This window comes from Jatrophihabitans sp. YIM 134969 (assembly GCF_054456675.1).
In genome coordinates, this window is sequence record NZ_JBTJEQ010000002.1 from 85,697 (window position 1) to 101,375 (window position 15,679).

General features: G+C 70.2%; 15 protein-coding genes. 4 read left to right on the forward strand and 11 right to left on the reverse strand.

Features of this window, described 5'->3' with window-relative positions; genetic code table 11:
- Nucleotides 1-303: 303 nt before the first annotated feature.
- The 8 genes from ACXR2U_RS01710 to ACXR2U_RS01745 are packed head-to-tail and all read right to left on the reverse strand — an operon-like array spanning nt 304 to nt 8,006.
- Nucleotides 304-1,491 carry an NAD(P)/FAD-dependent oxidoreductase gene (locus tag ACXR2U_RS01710; RefSeq protein ID WP_458823188.1) on the reverse strand — a complete coding sequence of 396 codons (1,188 nt, stop codon included), beginning with the start codon at nt 1,489-1,491 and terminating at the stop codon, nt 304-306.
- Nucleotides 1,488-1,691, reverse strand: coding sequence for a ferredoxin (locus ACXR2U_RS01715; protein ID WP_458823189.1), 204 nt, complete (start codon nt 1,689-1,691; stop codon nt 1,488-1,490). Before ACXR2U_RS01715 ends, ACXR2U_RS01710 begins: the two co-directional genes overlap by 4 nt.
- 17 nt (nt 1,692-1,708) lie before the next feature.
- A complete protein-coding gene (locus ACXR2U_RS01720) occupies nt 1,709-2,905 on the reverse strand; it encodes a cytochrome P450 (RefSeq protein WP_458823190.1) in 1,197 nt (398 codons plus the stop codon).
- Nucleotides 2,902-3,852, reverse strand: coding sequence for a 4-hydroxy-tetrahydrodipicolinate synthase (gene dapA, locus ACXR2U_RS01725; RefSeq protein WP_458823191.1), 951 nt, complete (start codon nt 3,850-3,852; stop codon nt 2,902-2,904). Before dapA ends, ACXR2U_RS01720 begins: the two co-directional genes overlap by 4 nt.
- Complete coding sequence (locus ACXR2U_RS01730) at nt 3,849-4,796, reverse strand: ornithine cyclodeaminase family protein (protein ID WP_458823192.1); 948 nt, start codon at nt 4,794-4,796, stop codon at nt 3,849-3,851. The genes dapA and ACXR2U_RS01730 overlap by 4 nt, the downstream gene beginning before the upstream one ends.
- Complete coding sequence (locus tag ACXR2U_RS01735) at nt 4,793-5,923, reverse strand: cupin domain-containing protein (RefSeq protein ID WP_458823193.1); 1,131 nt, start codon at nt 5,921-5,923, stop codon at nt 4,793-4,795. The genes ACXR2U_RS01730 and ACXR2U_RS01735 overlap by 4 nt, the downstream gene beginning before the upstream one ends.
- Nucleotides 5,920-6,792: a fumarylacetoacetate hydrolase family protein gene (locus ACXR2U_RS01740; protein ID WP_458823194.1), complete on the reverse strand. Its 873-nt coding sequence runs from the start codon at nt 6,790-6,792 to the stop codon at nt 5,920-5,922. Before ACXR2U_RS01740 ends, ACXR2U_RS01735 begins: the two co-directional genes overlap by 4 nt.
- On the reverse strand, nt 6,789-8,006 hold the full coding sequence (locus ACXR2U_RS01745) for a cytochrome P450 (RefSeq protein ID WP_458823195.1): 1,218 nt from the start codon (nt 8,004-8,006) through the stop codon (nt 6,789-6,791). Before ACXR2U_RS01745 ends, ACXR2U_RS01740 begins: the two co-directional genes overlap by 4 nt.
- 183 nt (nt 8,007-8,189) lie before the next feature.
- Between ACXR2U_RS01745 and ACXR2U_RS01750 the strand changes: the two genes are divergently transcribed.
- Nucleotides 8,190-9,182, forward strand: coding sequence for a LysR family transcriptional regulator (locus ACXR2U_RS01750; RefSeq protein WP_458823196.1), 993 nt, complete (start codon nt 8,190-8,192; stop codon nt 9,180-9,182).
- Nucleotides 9,183-9,500: 318 nt separating this feature from the next.
- Here the strand turns inward: ACXR2U_RS01750 and ACXR2U_RS01755 are convergent, their stop codons facing one another.
- Nucleotides 9,501-10,661 carry an ROK family transcriptional regulator gene (locus tag ACXR2U_RS01755; protein WP_458823198.1) on the reverse strand — a complete coding sequence of 387 codons (1,161 nt, stop codon included), beginning with the start codon at nt 10,659-10,661 and terminating at the stop codon, nt 9,501-9,503.
- Between the two features lie 454 nt (nt 10,662-11,115).
- Here ACXR2U_RS01755 and ACXR2U_RS01760 point away from each other — a divergent pair, with 454 nt between their 5' ends.
- Nucleotides 11,116-13,785 (forward strand): glycoside hydrolase family 3 protein, encoded by a 2,670-nt coding sequence (locus ACXR2U_RS01760; protein ID WP_458823199.1) that lies wholly within the window; start codon nt 11,116-11,118, stop codon nt 13,783-13,785.
- Between the two features lie 290 nt (nt 13,786-14,075).
- Here the strand turns inward: ACXR2U_RS01760 and ACXR2U_RS01765 are convergent, their stop codons facing one another.
- On the reverse strand, nt 14,076-14,378 hold the full coding sequence (locus ACXR2U_RS01765) for a helix-turn-helix transcriptional regulator (RefSeq protein WP_458823200.1): 303 nt from the start codon (nt 14,376-14,378) through the stop codon (nt 14,076-14,078).
- Between the two features lie 18 nt (nt 14,379-14,396).
- On the opposite strand from ACXR2U_RS01765, the gene ACXR2U_RS01770 reads away from it, so the two are divergent.
- Nucleotides 14,397-14,873, forward strand: coding sequence for a mycothiol transferase (locus tag ACXR2U_RS01770; protein WP_458823201.1), 477 nt, complete (start codon nt 14,397-14,399; stop codon nt 14,871-14,873).
- A 135-nt stretch (nt 14,874-15,008) separates the two neighbouring features.
- On the opposite strand, the gene ACXR2U_RS01775 is transcribed toward ACXR2U_RS01770, so the two are convergent.
- Nucleotides 15,009-15,401, reverse strand: coding sequence for a hypothetical protein (locus ACXR2U_RS01775; RefSeq protein ID WP_458823202.1), 393 nt, complete (start codon nt 15,399-15,401; stop codon nt 15,009-15,011).
- A 37-nt stretch (nt 15,402-15,438) separates the two neighbouring features.
- On the opposite strand from ACXR2U_RS01775, the gene ACXR2U_RS01780 reads away from it, so the two are divergent.
- On the forward strand, nt 15,439-15,663 hold the full coding sequence (locus tag ACXR2U_RS01780) for a hypothetical protein (protein ID WP_458823203.1): 225 nt from the start codon (nt 15,439-15,441) through the stop codon (nt 15,661-15,663).
- The last annotated feature ends 16 nt before the right edge of the window (nt 15,664-15,679 follow it).

Below are 15,679 nucleotides of genomic sequence, written 5' to 3' on the forward strand. Positions count from 1 at the left end.
TCACGACGGCACGGCGTGCTCGTCACGCAGCACCAAGAGCACATCCGCCACCGGAGCCGACCGAGACTGCACCCCGGGGCCACCTCGAGCTGCCATCGCCACGTGTACGAGCCCTCCGCACGCAGACGTCTGGATGTGGGTTGTCGTGCGTCCGTCGCACGTTCGGTCGGAACAACCTCCCTGCGCCGGGTCTGATGCGTGTCGACGCGAGGCAACAGACCCGTGGAACGCGAAGGATGAGCGAGAGGGGAGAGTGCACACGACGGCGGTCGATCTGGGGGAGCGACCGCTGCTGTCGACGATCTAGGCGATCGCGTAGCCCCGCTGCCGCTGCAGATCACGACGGATCTGCAAGAGTTCGAAAGGCGCGTCGATGGCAGTGGCGGCCTGCATCATGCCGTCAGCGCCGTGATGGGTGAACAGCCTTCCGCGGCGGTCGTGGATCAGAACTTCCGTGGTGATCGCGCCGGGCGGGATGACACCGACGTGCTGGACCCGGTGTTCGAACTGGTCGGACCACACGTAGGGCACGGCATCGCACGATCGGTGCGTCCCTGCACGGTCCGACAGGAGGTTGGCCGCGACGATCGAGGCGTGTTCACGGGCGGTCGTCCAGTGTTCTACCCGCTGGAGGGTCCGATACCGGGGGTTGTACCAGCGGGCGACGTCGCCGACAGCCCAGATGTCGTCGGTCCCCGACACCTTCAGTTGCTCGGTGCACATCACGCCGTCGCTGATCGGCAACGAAGACTCCTCGAGCCAGGCCGTGTTGGGAACCGCCCCCACGCCGACCACCACGAGGTCGGCGGGGAGGACGGTGCCGTCGGCCACTTCGACGGCCTCGACGCGCCTGTCACCGACGGTGCTGACCACGGTTGTCCCGCAGCGGACGTCCACTCCGTGGTCGCGGTGCGTTCCGTACAACTCGTGGCCGATGGCGCGCGGTAGGACTCGTTGCAGCAGGTGCGACGACGCTTCGAGGACCGTGACGTGCAGACCGCGGGACCGGGCTGCGGCTGCGACCTCGAGGCCGATGAAACCGCCCCCGACCACGACGACCCTCGGCCCGCCGTCGAAGGCGGCCGCCAGCGCGAGTGCGTCGTCGCGGGTGCGCAGGTGGTGCACGCCGGACTCACTCTCCAACGCCGGTAGTCGTCGCGGCGAGGCGCCGGTGGCCACGACCAACCGGCCGTACCTCACCCGCTCGCCGTGAGCGAGCACGACCTGCTTCGCAGTGAGGTCCAGTCGACGAGCAGCAACCCCGGTCCGATGCTCCACACCGGCTGCGGACAGCTCGACCGTCGTCGCCAGAACGGGCGGTGTCGCACCGCCGGGAGCCAGCACCGCCTTGGACAGAGCCGGTTTGTCGTAGGCATCGCCGCTCTCGGAGTCGAGCACGATGAGCGGTCCGTCGTCGCCGCCACGGCGTAACAGTTGGGCCACACGGATCCCGGCGACCGAGCCACCGACGATGACCGTCGGTGCGGTCACGTCCTGCTGGCCAGGATGGCCTGTACCGGGCAGTCGGCGATCGCATCGTCGATCGCTGGCTCGTCGGCTTCGACGGGGTGGCCGGGCAGGACGACGGCGATGTTGGTCGCGGGGTCGAGGTCGAACACCGCGGGCGCGGCCATGACGCAGTTGCCGTAACCGTTGCAGACGGCTTCGTCGATCCGGACTGTGATGGGCACGGTTGTCTCCTCGGCGGTCAGTGGTTCGTGAAGCGGATCGGGAGGTACGTCGGACCGAGGTGGTTGCCGCCCTGGAGGCTGCTGTAGACGACTTCGCCGTCGAGCGTGAAAGGCGCGCGGGCGGCGAGCGTCTCCGCCAGTAGACGAAGTTCCGAGCGGGCCAGTGCCGCGCCGACGCACTGGTGGATTCCCCACCCGAACGCCAGGTGCCCGCGACTCGCCCGGTCGATGTCGAACTCGTCCGGGCTGGGGAAGTGGCGGTCGTCGCGGTTGCCCGCTGCGTACGACAGCAGCACCCCGGACCCCTCCGGGATGACGTGTCCGTCCACCTCGACGTCACGGGTCGTGCGGCGGGCGAAGTTCTGCGCCGGGCTGCGCAGCCGGAGCATCTCCTCGACGAAGTCGGGGGCGCGCTCGGGTGCCTCCCGCAGCGCCTCCTGCAGGGTTGGTCGCTCGGCCAGCAGGTGGACCATGGTGCTGGCCGCGTTCATCGTCGTCTCGTGCCCGGCGACCGCGAGTGACGCGAGACTGCCGGCCATCTCGTCGTCGCGCAGGGGGCGGCCGTCGACCTCGGCCGACAGCAGCCATGTGACGAAGTCGTCGGGGCGCCGTTCCCGGTGGTCGGCGATCTCCTCGGCCATCAACGCGTAGATCGCGGCAGCCGCCTCGGTGAACGTCATCGCGGTCATGTCGCCCCACAGGTCCTCGGTGATGCGACGGAAGCGGCCGACGGTGTCCGGTGAGAAACCGACCACCTCGACCAGGACCTGCAACGGCAGCGGCAGGGCGACCGCGTTCACGAAGTCGCCACCACCGGCGGCGATGAAGTCGTCGACGAGGCGCTCGATGGTCGCCCGCAGGAAGGGTTGCAACGCCCTGACCCGTGCGGGGTCGAGCGCGTGGGTCAGCAGCCGGCGGTATGCAGTGTGCAACGGTGGGTCGAAGTCGATGGGGACGGACTTCTGGCTTCCGTCGGTCGGGATGCGGTGACCGGAGGCGGAGGAGAACGTGATCGGGTCCCGCAGAGCGGCGCGGATGTCGTCGAACCGGCCCATCAGGTGGAAGCCACCGTGGCTGTCGGACCGGCAGACCGCCCCCGCGTCACGGAGGTCCTCGTAAGCCGGCCACACCGCGGGGTGGGTGAGCGTGGGATCGTACGGATCGAACGTGACCACCGGGCAGCCGCTCGGGGCCGACTTCTCGGCGGCGGTCAACGGGACGCGAGAACGTCGAGGGTGGGTCGGACCAGCAGGTCCCCGGCCTGCGCCAGGAGTTGCTCCACGCGCGCGCGGCCCCCTGGGCTCAGCGGCGCCAAGGGCTCGCGGACGTGGTCGGACCCCAACAGACCGAGCTTCTCGGTCAGCACCCACTTGGCCGGTGCCGGGTTCGTCTCGACGAACAGCGCGTCGACGAGAGGGTGCAGGCGGTAGTGCAGATCCCGGGCGCCGGCGTGGTCGCCTGCTGTCCACAGTTCGTACATGCGGGCGACCGCCGCGGGGGCGAGGTTGGCGACCGCGCTGACCGTGCCGACCCCGCCGAGGGCGAGCAGGGGGAGTCCGAGCAACTCGATGCCCGACCACACGAGCAACTCAGGCCCGACGAGGTGCAGCACCCGGGAGAAGTGCTCGAAGTCCTTCGTCGTCTCCTTGATCCCCACGATGTTGGCGTTGTCGCGGAACAGCCGGGCCATCGTGTCGGGGGCGACGTCGACTGCCGTCCGTGACGGCACGTTGTAGACGATCACCGGCAGATCGGGGAAGTCACGCGCCACTGTCGTGTACCAGCGGTACAGGCCTTCCTGGGTCGGTCGGGCGTAGTACGGCGTGATGACGAGGACCGCGTCGGCGCCGGCGTCACGCGCGGCCGCGGTGAGTTCGAGGGTCTCGTCGAGCTTGGCCGATCCGGTGCCGGGGAGGAACGGCACGGAGTCGGCGACCTCCTCGGCCACGGCGCGGATCGCGGCGATCCGTTCCGCGACCGACTGCGACGACGGTTCGCCGGTGGATCCGCCGATGGAGATGCCGTGCGACCCGGAGTCCAGTTGCCACCGGGTGAGCCGCTTCAGGCCGTCGAGATCGAGATCGCCGTCCGCGGTGAACGGCGTGACGAGTGGCGCGATGGATCCCCGCAGGTGACGGGCGGGGTCGTGACGGAACTTCATGCTGCCTCGAATCGCTCGGGCTGGACCACGCGGAGGAAGGCGGTGACCGCGGCCAGATCGGCCAGGCCCATGCCGAGGGCTTTGAACACGGTGGGACCGGGGTCGTCGTCGGCGCGTTTCGCGGCGCCCGTGACGACCTCGCCCAGCGTGCGCACCGTCGACCAGTCCTCGCCGAAGTGCTCGCGTAGTTCGCGGGAGGACCGCTGCGCGTTGGGGAGGTTGTCGACGACGGTCAGCCGGCTCCGGTGCAGCAACGCCGGGTCGAACTCGGCGTTGCGCGGCAGGATGGCCCCCACCGCGTTGAGATGCGCGCCTGGGGACAGCGCGTCGGCGCGCAGGAACGGTTCGCGGGCCCGGGTGACGAGGGTGACGACGTCCGCCCCGTCGACGGCCTCGTCGAGGGAGGCGCTCGCGGCGGCGGCGATGCCGACCCGGTCGGTGACCTGCCGGGCGAACGTTGCACGGTGCTCCACGCTCGGACTCCACACCCGCACGGCGCGGATCGGCCGGGCCGACACGACGGCTTCGACCTGGCGCAGGGCCTGACGTCCGCTGCCGACGACCGCTGCCTCGGTGGCGTCCGGTCGCGCGAGCCACCGCGTGGCGACCGCGCTGATCGCTGCCGTGCGCAACGCTCCGAGGGCGCCCGCCTCGACGACGGCCAGCAGCCGGCCGTCGGCGGCGTCGAAGACGGTGACGACGGCCGAGGCGCCGGCCGGCGTGTTGACCCAGGACTTGAACGCCACCGTCCCGGACGCGGTGTCGACCGCACCGAGGGAGTGGGCGCTGCTGGCGGTGTCCCACGTCGTCATCGTCTTGTCGATGTTGCGGGCCCGGCCGGCCGCCTCGGCCGCCACCGCGGCCTCGACCGCGTCGGTCACCGCTGCGAGGTCGAGAGCTGCCGTGACGTCGGCCTCGCGGAACACGGCGGGTGTGTCGGTCACCGGCCGGCCTCGCGGGGGCCGACGTACCCGGTGAGGCCCTGCTCGGAACCCAGCGTCAGGATGGGCCCGCTCAGGTCTTCCTGCCAGATCAGCGATTCCATGCCGATGTGCAACGGGTGGTCCTGCACGGTGAAGGCGCCGAGGCCCTCCGGGCCCGAGCTGTGCGCGTGCTCGCGCCAGCTCGGGGCCGACAGCAGCAGGTCGCCGGCTTCCCAGTCGATGATCTGCCCGTCGACGACGCTCGTTCCCGAGCCGAGGAAGTGGTAGTTGATGGCCATCGAGCTGTGCCGGTGGCCGGGCAGGTCCGCCGGGCGCGGCGGTGTGCCTGCAGGCATGAGCGTCGCGGTGACGAAGAAGCTGTGGGTGGCGCCGTTGCGGCGTTGGGTCGCCGGGTTGACCAACGCCATGATGGTCCGCTTTCCGTCGCCGACCTCGTGCGAGAGGTGCTTCGACACCTCGGCCCAGGGCCAGTGGTGGGCGTTGCTGTCCACCGGCTCGATGTCGGTGATGAACTCGTAACCGCGCAGCCGGGAGCCGAACGGGGAGACCTCGTGGTCCGGTGCCGTGTGGCGGTTGAACGTCCCGGGCGGTGCTGCGTCGGGGTCGCCGAGGGAGGTGCGGGTGGTCCCGCCTTCGGTGACGGTCTCGGAGTACGCGGCGCCGAGCTTCTCCAGGAGTGGTTCGTTGGAGTAGGTGAGGCGGACCCACAGGTCGTCGCCGGTGTTGCGGCTGGTGTGGGGCTGCATGGAGGGCACGTTGGTGACGTCCCAGCGACCCAGCGTGATGCGTCGTTCGCCGGTGGTGACGGTGCCGGTGCCGCGGATCCCGATCGACACCTGACCGCTGTTGCGGCGGACGGCGACGGTCGACTCCCCCGGCTTGAGGACCTCGAGGGTGACGCGGACCCCGGGGGCGAACCCGAGACCGGGCGCGGTGGCCTCCGGGTGCACGATCGACGAGACCCGTCGGCCGCCCACGCCGGCGGGTGCGGCGGCGAGGCGTTCGATCTCCGCGTCGATCTGGGCTCGGGTCACCTTCAGCGGCGCCCACGGGGTGGGAGTCGGCAGGTGTTCGTGGGAGAGGTCGTCGAACCGGGCGGTGGAGTGGCCTGCGGCGGTGGCGGTCATCGGGTGTCTCCTGATGTGCTGGTGAGGACGGACGGGCCGGGGTGGGAGGTGCTCTCGTCGACGACGGTGTGGTGCAGTCGGCCGACACCGGAGACCTCGACGTCGAGTCGGTCGCCCGGTCGCAGGTAGCGGGGTGGGTCCTTCCGGAACCCGATGCCGGCTGGTGTGCCGGTGGCGATGACGTCGCCCGGCCGCAGCGGCGTGAACGTGCTGATGTAACTGATCAACGCGGCGAAGTCGTGGCTGAGGTGGTCGGTGCTGTCGTCCTGGACGACGTCGTCGTTCAGCCGGGTCGTCACCCGCAGTGGGAACGCGAGGCCCTCGAGAGTGGTGATCCACGGCCCGGCGCCGCCGCTGGCGTGCCAGTTCTTCCCCGCCGTGACCTGGGCCGTGTGCTGTTGCCACTCCCGCTCGCTGTTCTCGGCCAGGCAGGTGACACCGGCGACGTACTGCAGGGCCGTCTCCGGGGTGACGCGGCGGGCGTAGGTGCCGATGACGAGACCGGCCTCGCCCTCCCAGTCCAGGGCGTGGGCGTCACGGCCACGCACGACCGCCTCACCGGAGCCGACGAACGAGTCCGGGAACCGTGGGAACAGCGTCGGGCGCGCAGCGCCGGCCCGTCCCACCTCGGTGGCGTGGGACGCGTAGTTGAAGCCGACGCAGATGATCTTGGCGTCGTTGTCGAACGGCGGCAGCCAGCGGACGGTGTGGACGTCCCACTGAGCGTCGCCAACCCGGGCGTGACCCTCGTCCGGGTGCGCGACGAGGTCGGCGAACCTGCTGACGCGGTGGTCCACCGCGGTCACGCGGTCGGCTGTCACGGTGCCGAAGTGCGCGGCTCCGTCGGCGAGGAACCGGGCGATCCTCATGCGGTCGCGACGGGCAGGTGCCGCAGCGTCGGGAAGACGGGGTTGGGTTCGCGGGTCCCGGTGTCGTCGCCGGCGAGGCGCAGTTCGGGGAACGCGGCGGCGAGCTTGCGGAACGTGATGTCGAGTTCCATGCGGCCCAGGTGCGCGCCGATGCACATGTGCCGTCCGGCCGAGAACGCGAGATGGGCGATGTCGTCGCGGCCCAGGTCGAACGCGTCCGGGTTCTCGAACCGGCGTTCGTCGCGGTTGGCCGCGGCCGCGGCGACGACGATCGACGTCCCCCCGGCCACGGTGCCGCTGGGCAGTTCGAGGTCGTCCGGTGCGAACCGGGTGAACAACTGGGCCGGCGCCTCCCACCGCAGGCACCCCTCGACCGCCGTGGGCGCGAGGTCGGGGTCCGCGACCAGAGCCGCCCACTGCTCGGGCTGCGACAACATCGCCTGCAACCCGTTGGCCAGCGCACTCATGGTGGTCTCGAAGCCGGCGTTCAGCACGGAATGGGCGGTCACCAGCAGCTCGTTCTCCGTCAGGTCCCCGGTCTCGTCGGCGCTGCGGGTCAACGCGGTCAGGAAGTCGTCGTCGCCGCGGGGATGACGACGTCGGTCGGCGACCAAGTCGGCGAAGTAGTCCAGGTACCACCGCGAGATGCGCTCGGCCCGGTCGAACTGATCCTCGGTGAGCGGGATCGGCGAGAGCACCGCCACGAAGTCGACGGCACCGCGGATCAGCTGGGGCCAGTCGGCCGAGGGGATCCCGAGGATGCTGCACACCGCCGCCGCAGGCACGTGTTCGGCCAGATCGGTGACGGCGTCGAAGGTCCCCATCTCGCGCAGGACGTCGATGCGCTCGTCCACGGCCTTCTCGACGGCGTCACGCAACGCCGTCACGGTGCGGGGTCGGAAGGCGGGTGTGGTGGTCCGCCGCATCCGGGTGTGCTCGGGCGCGTCGGTGAACAGCATCTGACCCGCGTACATGTCCGCTGCCGCGCCGGTCCCGAGCCACGGCGGTGGGCCCGCGTCGACCGGCCGGGCGCGGACGTCGCGGTGACGCAGGGTGGCGTCGACGTCGGCGAACCGGGAGACCATCACCATCGGGACCGGCGCGGGGAGCTCCAGGAGTGGTGCTTCGTCGCGGATGGTCCGGTAGACCGCATGCCGGTTCGCGTAGAAGCTCGGCGAGGTCGGGTCGAACAACTGCTCTGCCGCACGCGTCATCGCGCGCCTCCGGTTCGTCGGAAGGTCGAGGTGTGCGCTGGTGGTCAGGGCACGGCCGTCGCTTGCTCGAACCGTAGAAACCCCAAGCCCATAACGCCAGCACCAATCCTTCGATATAGGCATAAGCGATGTGCGATGCTGACGGCGTCGACCGCAGCGCACTCGACGGCGAAGGGAAGCCCTGTGGACACCCACATCTCGCTCCACAAGCTCGAGGTCTTCCGTCTGATCGTGCAGAACGGCGGGGTCACCCGGGCCGCGGAGATCCTCGGCGTGGCGCAGCCGGCGGTCTCCGCCCAGCTGCGGTCGCTGGAGAAGGCGATGGGGGCCGCGCTCTTCGTTCGCGCCGGCAACCGCCTGGAACTCACCGAAGCCGGCCGCCGGGTGTCGGCGTGGGCCGAGGAGGTGCTCGCCGGTTCCGAGCAGGTCGGTCGTGACGTGCAGCAGCTGGCCGCCGGCACGACCGGATCGCTGCGGGTCGCCTCGAGCATGGCGATAGGGAGCTACCTGCTCCCGCCGATCATGACCCGCCTGCTGCGGGATCGACCCGGTGCCGACATCACCGTCCACATCGGCGAACCGGCAACCGCGTTGCGCTCGGTCGCGATCGGGACCGCGGACCTCGCGGTGGTGACGTGGGACGACGACCTCGACACCAGCGGCCTCCACGCCCAACGGCTCCGCGACGAGCCCCTGGTCCTGTGCGCCAGCCCCGACGGACCACCCACCGGCGCGGCCATCGGCATCTCGGAGCTTGCGGCGTTGCCCTTCGTCGGGGTCCCACAACCGGTCACGTACCACCGGATGCTCGCTCGGCAGCTGCGCGCGCACGGGGTTCTCGACCTCGACGTGGTCCTGCGCCTGGGGCACGCGGAACCCATCAAGAGAGCGGTCGCGGCGAACCACTGGGTTGCGTTGATTCCCGCCTACGCCGTGGCCGACGACGTCGCCGCCGGCCGTCTGCGCACCGTCGAGGTCCGTGGCATGCACCTCGCCGAAGGCATTGCTCTGATCACCCGCGATGGGGGCTATCTGACGCCGCTCGCGCGCGTCGCCATCGATGCCATTCGCGATGGCATTCCCCACTCTGCCGAGGCAGAGGCTGATCCTGCTGCGACCACCCAGGTCGCGCGGTCCACGACTCACCGACCTCGTGCCGCACGAGGCGGCCGTTGAGGACTTCGCCTCCTCGTTCTGCGTCGAGACGCGGTCGGGCACAGGCTGAGGTGGCCCTTGGACGTTGGCCACCGCCCGTGCACGGAAGCGCGCTGGCGCCTCGGTCCGGGGGAGCGCCGCGTGCACGGAACGCACGCGTACGCCTCGATCTGTGCGGTGGTCCCACCACACCCTGCTCCGCACAGATCGCAACATCTGTGGGCGGGCGCTCGCGGTGTGTGTGCGTGTCGGGCACTGGTTCAGCGCGGCCGGAAGATGTCTGTTCGCCCGTCCCGCGAATGGTGAGAATCGGGCCCGGGGGAGAAGCGCTCCGGTCGCTCACCGGGCCGCGTGGTCCCAGGCGACGGCGATGGCGCCCATGAGTTCGGAACGCACTCCGAGGGCGCCCGGCAGCACCGTGACAGCGGCGGCCACCGAGGACTGCGCGTACCGGTCGAGTGAATCGCGCACTCCTTCGACGAAGGCACTTCCGCTGAGCCCGAGTTCCCCGCCCAGGATCACGGCTTGTGGGTTCAGCCAGTTGCACCCGTCGGCGACGATCCGTCCCACCACGCGTCCCGCGTCCACGAGGATGCGGGCTCCGACCGGGTCCTCGAGGACGCGTGACGGGATGGCTTCGTCCTCTTCGAGGGGGCGCAGGTGGGTGTGCTCGAGTTGGCGTCGCACCTCCGTGACGGAGACCGCCGCCTCGAGACATCCTTGCTTGCCGCAGCGGCACCGGTTCGCCGAGCCGGACAACTGGGTGTGCCCGATCTCGCCGGCGGTGCCGGTCGCGCCGCGGAAGATGCGCCCGCCGAGCACGATCCCGGCGCCGATCCCGTGCGAGGCCTTGACGTAGATGAAGTCGCGGAACCCGGCGGCTGACCCGAACCGGCGTTCCCCCACGGCGCCCATGTCCGCGTCGTTCTCGACGGCGACGGGATGGCCGAGTCGACGCTGCAGCTCGGCGGCGGGATCCAGGTCGACCCACGAGTGCAGGATCGTGGGTGACGCGACCTTCCCGGTCGGGTGCAACGGTCCGGGGATCCCCGCTCCGACGGCACGAACCTGTTCACGAGGGACACCGGCCCGGTCGAGGACCGTCTCGACCAACTCCCCGGCGAGGTCGAGGGCCTGCTCGGCGTGGGCGTCGACGTCGACGACTCCCGCCGCCTCCTGCAGCACGGTCCCGTCCGCCGAGGCGAGAGCCACCCGGACGTGGGAGTGACCGAAGTCCACGCCCACCACACGACCGTCGGGTCGCGCGGACCGGATGATCGTCGGTGGCCGCCCCCGACCCCGGACCGGCGTGCGCACCGTCTGCTCGACCGCCAGTCCCGCGGCGATGAGGTCGGCGACGCCGGCGGCGACCGCGCTGGTCGAGAGGCCGGTGCGGGTCGCCAACTCGGCGCGGGTGAGGCCGGGGCCGCGTTCGACAGCGTGTAACAGGGCGCCGCGCGAACGGGCGCGGCGGGAGGAGAGGGCGGCCGTCGAGTCCACGGGGAGAACGTAGCGCGTTTCTTCCGCTGTCCGGCAGAAATGCGAACGGACAGGACGCGGCACGCGGTCGACGCCTCGTCACTCGACCTGGTGGGCCGGCCGGCGTCGCTGCACCGATCCTCGAACGAACGCGTCGTGAACATGCCGAGCAAGGCAGGGAAATCGACGACCCGGGCCGCTTCCGACCGGCGGAGTCGGACTGCGACGAACGACCCGGGTTCGAGGACCACCCTCGATTCGATCAGGGTCGGATTAGGCCTGCAAGAGACGATATTCGGTCGCATTTAAGGCTCTTGACGGAACTTCTCTGACGGTCATAACGTCAGCCCGCCGCGGCTCCGGAACGGTGCCGCGCGTCCATCCCCGTGTCGTGCGCCCTGCGCTTGGTGCGTTCGGCGACGCGGACCGAACCTCTCGAAGGAGAACCGTGGGAACTTCCACACCCCAGCGCCGCGTGCGACGTCGCCGCGCGCTGGCCGGCAGCGCCGCAATCGGTGCCGCCACCGTCTGCGCCCTCATCGCCGGTGCCACACCGGCTGTCGCCGCCTCGAGCCCACCGACGGTGACGGGTGACGCACGCGTCGACGCCCTGCTCGCCAAGATGACTCTGGACGAGAAGCTGACCCTCATCGAGGGACAGTCCGAAGCTGCGAACCCCGACAACCAGTACCAGGCGGGGTACCTCCCGGGCATCCCGCGCCTGGGCATCCCGTCGCTGAAACTCTCCGACGGACCCCCCGGTGTCATCACCCGGCAGGACTCGACCGGTATGACCTCGACCATGGGCGTCGCTGCGACGTGGAGTCAGAGTGACGCCAAGGCCAACGGCGTGGTCATCGGCCGTGACGGCAAGGACCTCGGACAGGACGTCGTCCTCGAACCCTTCGTCAACATGGACCGCGACACCAGCTGGAGCCGGGGCTTCAACACCTTCGGCGAGGACCCGCTGCTCACCGGGCAGACCGGGGCGCAGGAGATCACCGGCATCCAGAGCCAAGGCGAGATGGCCCAGGTGAAGCACTACATCGCGTACGACGGCGGCAACGACGTCGAGGTCGACTCGCAGACCTTGCACGAGATCTACCTGCAGCCGTTCACCGACGCCGTGAACGCCGGCGTCTCCTCGGTGATGTGCTCGTACAACGCCGTCAACGGCTACCAGGCCTGCGACAACTCCACGACGCTGACGCAGATCCTGCGCAACGAACTGGGGTTCAAGGGCTTCGTCGACTCCGACTGGGGTGCGAGCCACGGCACGATCTACATCAACTCGGGCATGGACGTCGAGATGCCCGGCCACGGGTTCTTCAACAGCACGGCCATGAAGCAGGCCATCGCGTCCGGCGCGGTGCAGGAATCGCGCGTCACGCAGGCGGCCGGCCGTGTGCTCTACGAGATGGACCAGTTCGGTCTGCTGACCGGCGCGTCGAAGCACACCGTCACCCCGCTCAACACCAAGGCCGACGAGTCCACCGTGCTCCGCACGGCCGAGGACGCCGCGACCTTGCTGCAGAACACCGACAACACACTGCCCTTGACCACGTCATCGCTGGCCAACGTCGCGTTGATCGGCCCGGGCGCCGGCCAGACCATCGCCACCAACAGCGGTGGTGAGGCGGCGGGTGGCCTGCTCGCCCAGCAGCCCAGCGCCCTGGCCACGATGCAGAAGGCGACGGCCGGCACCGACGCCTCGATCCGCTACGCCGTCGGTGACGACCTCACCGGCACCCCGGTCCCCGCGTCAGCTCTCTCGCACGACGGCAAGCCCGGGTTGGTGCAGGAGGACACCGACACCGGTGCCACCTCCGTCGCTCGCACATTGGACTTCACGACCGCGCGGGGCAACACCCTGCCGGTCGGTGCCCACGCGACGTGGACCGGCACGCTCACCGCGCCGCGCGCGGGCGAATACTGGCTCAACATCCAGGCGCTCGGTGGCACCGCGAACCTCACGGTGGACGGCAAGTCCCTGACCACGGTCGGAGCGGGCTTCTCCTCGGCGCCGCGGTACGGCGTCGTCCACCCCACGGACGGCAACGCCCCGACGTCCACCACGGACGGTCTCGCCAACGGCCGCACCCTCGTGACGCTCACGGCCGGAGCGCACACGCTCTCGGTGGCCGAGAACGCCGACGTGTCCGGACGTTCGGTGCAGGTCCGGCTCGCGTGGGTGACGCCCGCCCAGCAGAAGGCGAACCACGACGCGGCGGTCGCCGCCGCGAAGAAGGCGTCGACCGCCGTGGTGTTCGCGTGGAACACCGGCGACGGCGACCTCTCGGCTCCTCTGCCCGACGGCCAGGACCAGCTCATCAGCGACATCGCCGCGGTCAACCCCAACACGGTCGTGGTGCTCCAGGCGAACCAGCCGATCGCCCTGCCGTGGCTGAAGAAGGTCAAGTCCGTGCTCGACGTCTTCTACGGCGGCGACCAGGCCGGTGTCGCGGCGGCCAACGTGCTGCTCGGCTCGGTCAACCCAGGTGGCAAGCTGCCCTTCACCTGGCCCGCGAACATCGGCCAGGAGGTTGCGCACCAGGCGGCTCATCCCGAACGCGGCTCCTGGGGCGTCACCGACAGCGGGCGCGTCTGCACCTCGGCCGATGCGCCGGCGCACGGATCGATCGACTACAACGGCTGCCAGACGACGTACTCCGAGGGCATCGACATCGGCTACCGGTACTTCGACGCCGCCAACGAGACTCCGCTCTACCCGTTCGGGTACGGCCTGTCGTACACCGCCTACTCCTACGCCTCCCTGCAGAGCTCGGGGGCCGCGGACGGTGGACTGAACGTGAGTTTCCGCGTCACCAACACCGGATCAACAGCTGGCGACGAGGTCGCTCAGGTGTACCTCGGAACGCCGGAGGACGCCCCGGCCGGTGTGCAATTCGCGAAGAAGGCGCTCGCCGCCTACGGCCGGGTCGAGTTGGCTGCCGGCCAGACCAAGACGGTGGCACTGCACATCCCGGTCCGGCAGCTGCAGTACTGGAGTGACACCGCCGGGTGGACCACGGCCACCGGCTCGCGCGCGCTCATCGTCGGCCCGTCCGAGCGCAGCACGGCGTTGAAGGCGACAGTCGCCATCACGGGGGACCCGGTCAGCACCGGTCGGATCGTCACAGACTGACCTGCTGGGCTCGCACCGGTGACGCGGCCCGGCGGAGGACGAAGTTCTCGTCCCTCACCGGGTCGCGTCGTCGTGCGTGCGTGCTGGCAACGCCCGTCGAAGCGATCGCGATCGCCTCGACCGCTGTTCCCCCTCACATCAGGGAGCGCACGTACGCCTCGATGTGAGCGGCAGGTGTCGGCGCGTGGCTTCGCACAGATCTTCCAATCTGCTCCTTCGCCGTCCCCACCGGTCCGTTACGCGGTTCCCCGTGCGACAGAAGTGTCGGAGGGTCAGGTGCGACCCCGGTCTCACGCAGCCTCTGCGGCGGTCAACGCCAGCGGCGGGAGGGTGTGCGTGGGGTCGAGCGCGTAGCCACCGCCGCGGCCGGGTTCGGACCAGTTCGGGACACCCGCGTCGCGAAGCCCGTCCAGGTCGCGCTCGATCGCGCGGATGCTGACCTCGAAACGACGAGCCAGCCAGGACGAACTTCGCGGGCGCGGGTCCACGGCCCGCGACTTCCCGACGCGCGCGTAGAGCCGGTCGGTGCGGTTCATCCGGCCATCATCCAGCCCACACCTGACCCCGTCGCCGGTCAGCGACCTCTCGACCATGCGCTTAGGCTCCGCGACATGGTCTCGACCGCGTTGCTGCTTGCCGAACTCCAGTCTCAACGGCGGCATGTGTTGGCCACGCTGACAGGTCTGAGCCACGAGCAACTGACTGATCCAGTGCCGCCGACCACCTGGGCGCCGGCTGCTGCAGTGCACCACCTCGCACTCGACGTCGAACGGTGGTGGTTCCAGGCGGTCATTGCCGACGATCGGCGGGCCTGGGAGTACTTCGAAGAGAACCCACACGGCGCGTGGAGCGTGGGTGACGGGGTGGACGTGCGCGGGCTGTACGAAACAGAGTGCGCGAAGACCGACGAGATCGTGTCCTCCCGCGACCTCGACTCGACGCCCGAAGCTTGGCCGGCGTTCCTCGGCCCGGTGCAGAGTGTCGGGCAGATCCTCATCCACGTGATCGGCGAGACGGCAGCCCACGCCGGACAGCTGGACATCGTCCGGGAAGCGATCGACGGGCACCAGCACCTGATCATGGACTGACACGCCCCGATGGCGCTCACGGTGACGTCTTGTCGGCCAGAAACCGCTGGGCCACACAGTCGGCGAGCGGCAAGACCGCTGCACGAGAGCCCAGCTGCTGCTGACCAACGACGATCGGCACGTCTCACAGGATGTTCAGGCGTGGTTCTTGCTCGTGGTGACGGCTGAGCTGATGCGGGTCACGGCGAGTTCGAGGTTGTCGGGGCTGGTGGCGAAGTTCAGGTGGGCGTGACCAGCGCCGGGTGCGCCGTAGTCGAGGCCCCGCCCCAGAGCGAGTCGCCCGTGTCGGAGCACGGTGTCGGCGGGCTCGTCGCCCAGGCCGAGGCCACGCAGGTCCAACCAGGCGACGTAGGTGGCCTCGGGTGGGGTCCACCGGGCGGCGGGCAACCGCTCCCGCAGCAGTTCACCGAGCAGCGTCCGGTTGCGGTCGAGCTGGTCGATGACGGCGTCGAGCCACGGTTCGCCGTCCTCGAACGCGACGCGGGCTGCGATCAGGCCCAGAACGCTCGCGTGCTCGTGCTGCGGCACCAGGTGTTTCGACTGTCGCGTCGGGGGAAACCGGCAATTGAACTACGCCGTCCAGCTGGTCGCGGTCACCCAGATCGCGCACCGCGACGGCATCGGCCGCGCCTACTACGACCGCAAGATCGCCCAGGGTCAGAGCCCCAAGATGGCGCTGCGATCGCTGAAGCGGCAGATCACCAGCGCCCTCTACCGGGCCATGGTCAACGACACCTGCCCCCCCGCGCCGAGAGGGGAGCCCGGGAGGACAACCGGGGCACGACTCTGACTCCAGCGCGACCGGC

Excerpts from the sequence above, each read along its gene's own strand:
- ACXR2U_RS01770 (WP_458823201.1), top strand. The coding sequence starts at position 14,397 with ATGGTCTCGACCGCGTTGCTGCTTGCCGAACTCCAGTCTCAACGGCGG.
- ACXR2U_RS01740 (WP_458823194.1), bottom strand. The coding sequence starts at position 6,792 with ATGAGGATCGCCCGGTTCCTCGCCGACGGAGCCGCGCACTTCGGCACC.
- ACXR2U_RS01745 (WP_458823195.1), bottom strand. The coding sequence starts at position 8,006 with ATGACGCGTGCGGCAGAGCAGTTGTTCGACCCGACCTCGCCGAGCTTC.
- ACXR2U_RS01735 (WP_458823193.1), bottom strand. The coding sequence starts at position 5,923 with ATGACCGCCACCGCCGCAGGCCACTCCACCGCCCGGTTCGACGACCTC.
- ACXR2U_RS01765 (WP_458823200.1), bottom strand. The coding sequence starts at position 14,378 with ATGGTCGAGAGGTCGCTGACCGGCGACGGGGTCAGGTGTGGGCTGGAT.
- dapA (WP_458823191.1), bottom strand. The coding sequence starts at position 3,852 with ATGAAGTTCCGTCACGACCCCGCCCGTCACCTGCGGGGATCCATCGCG.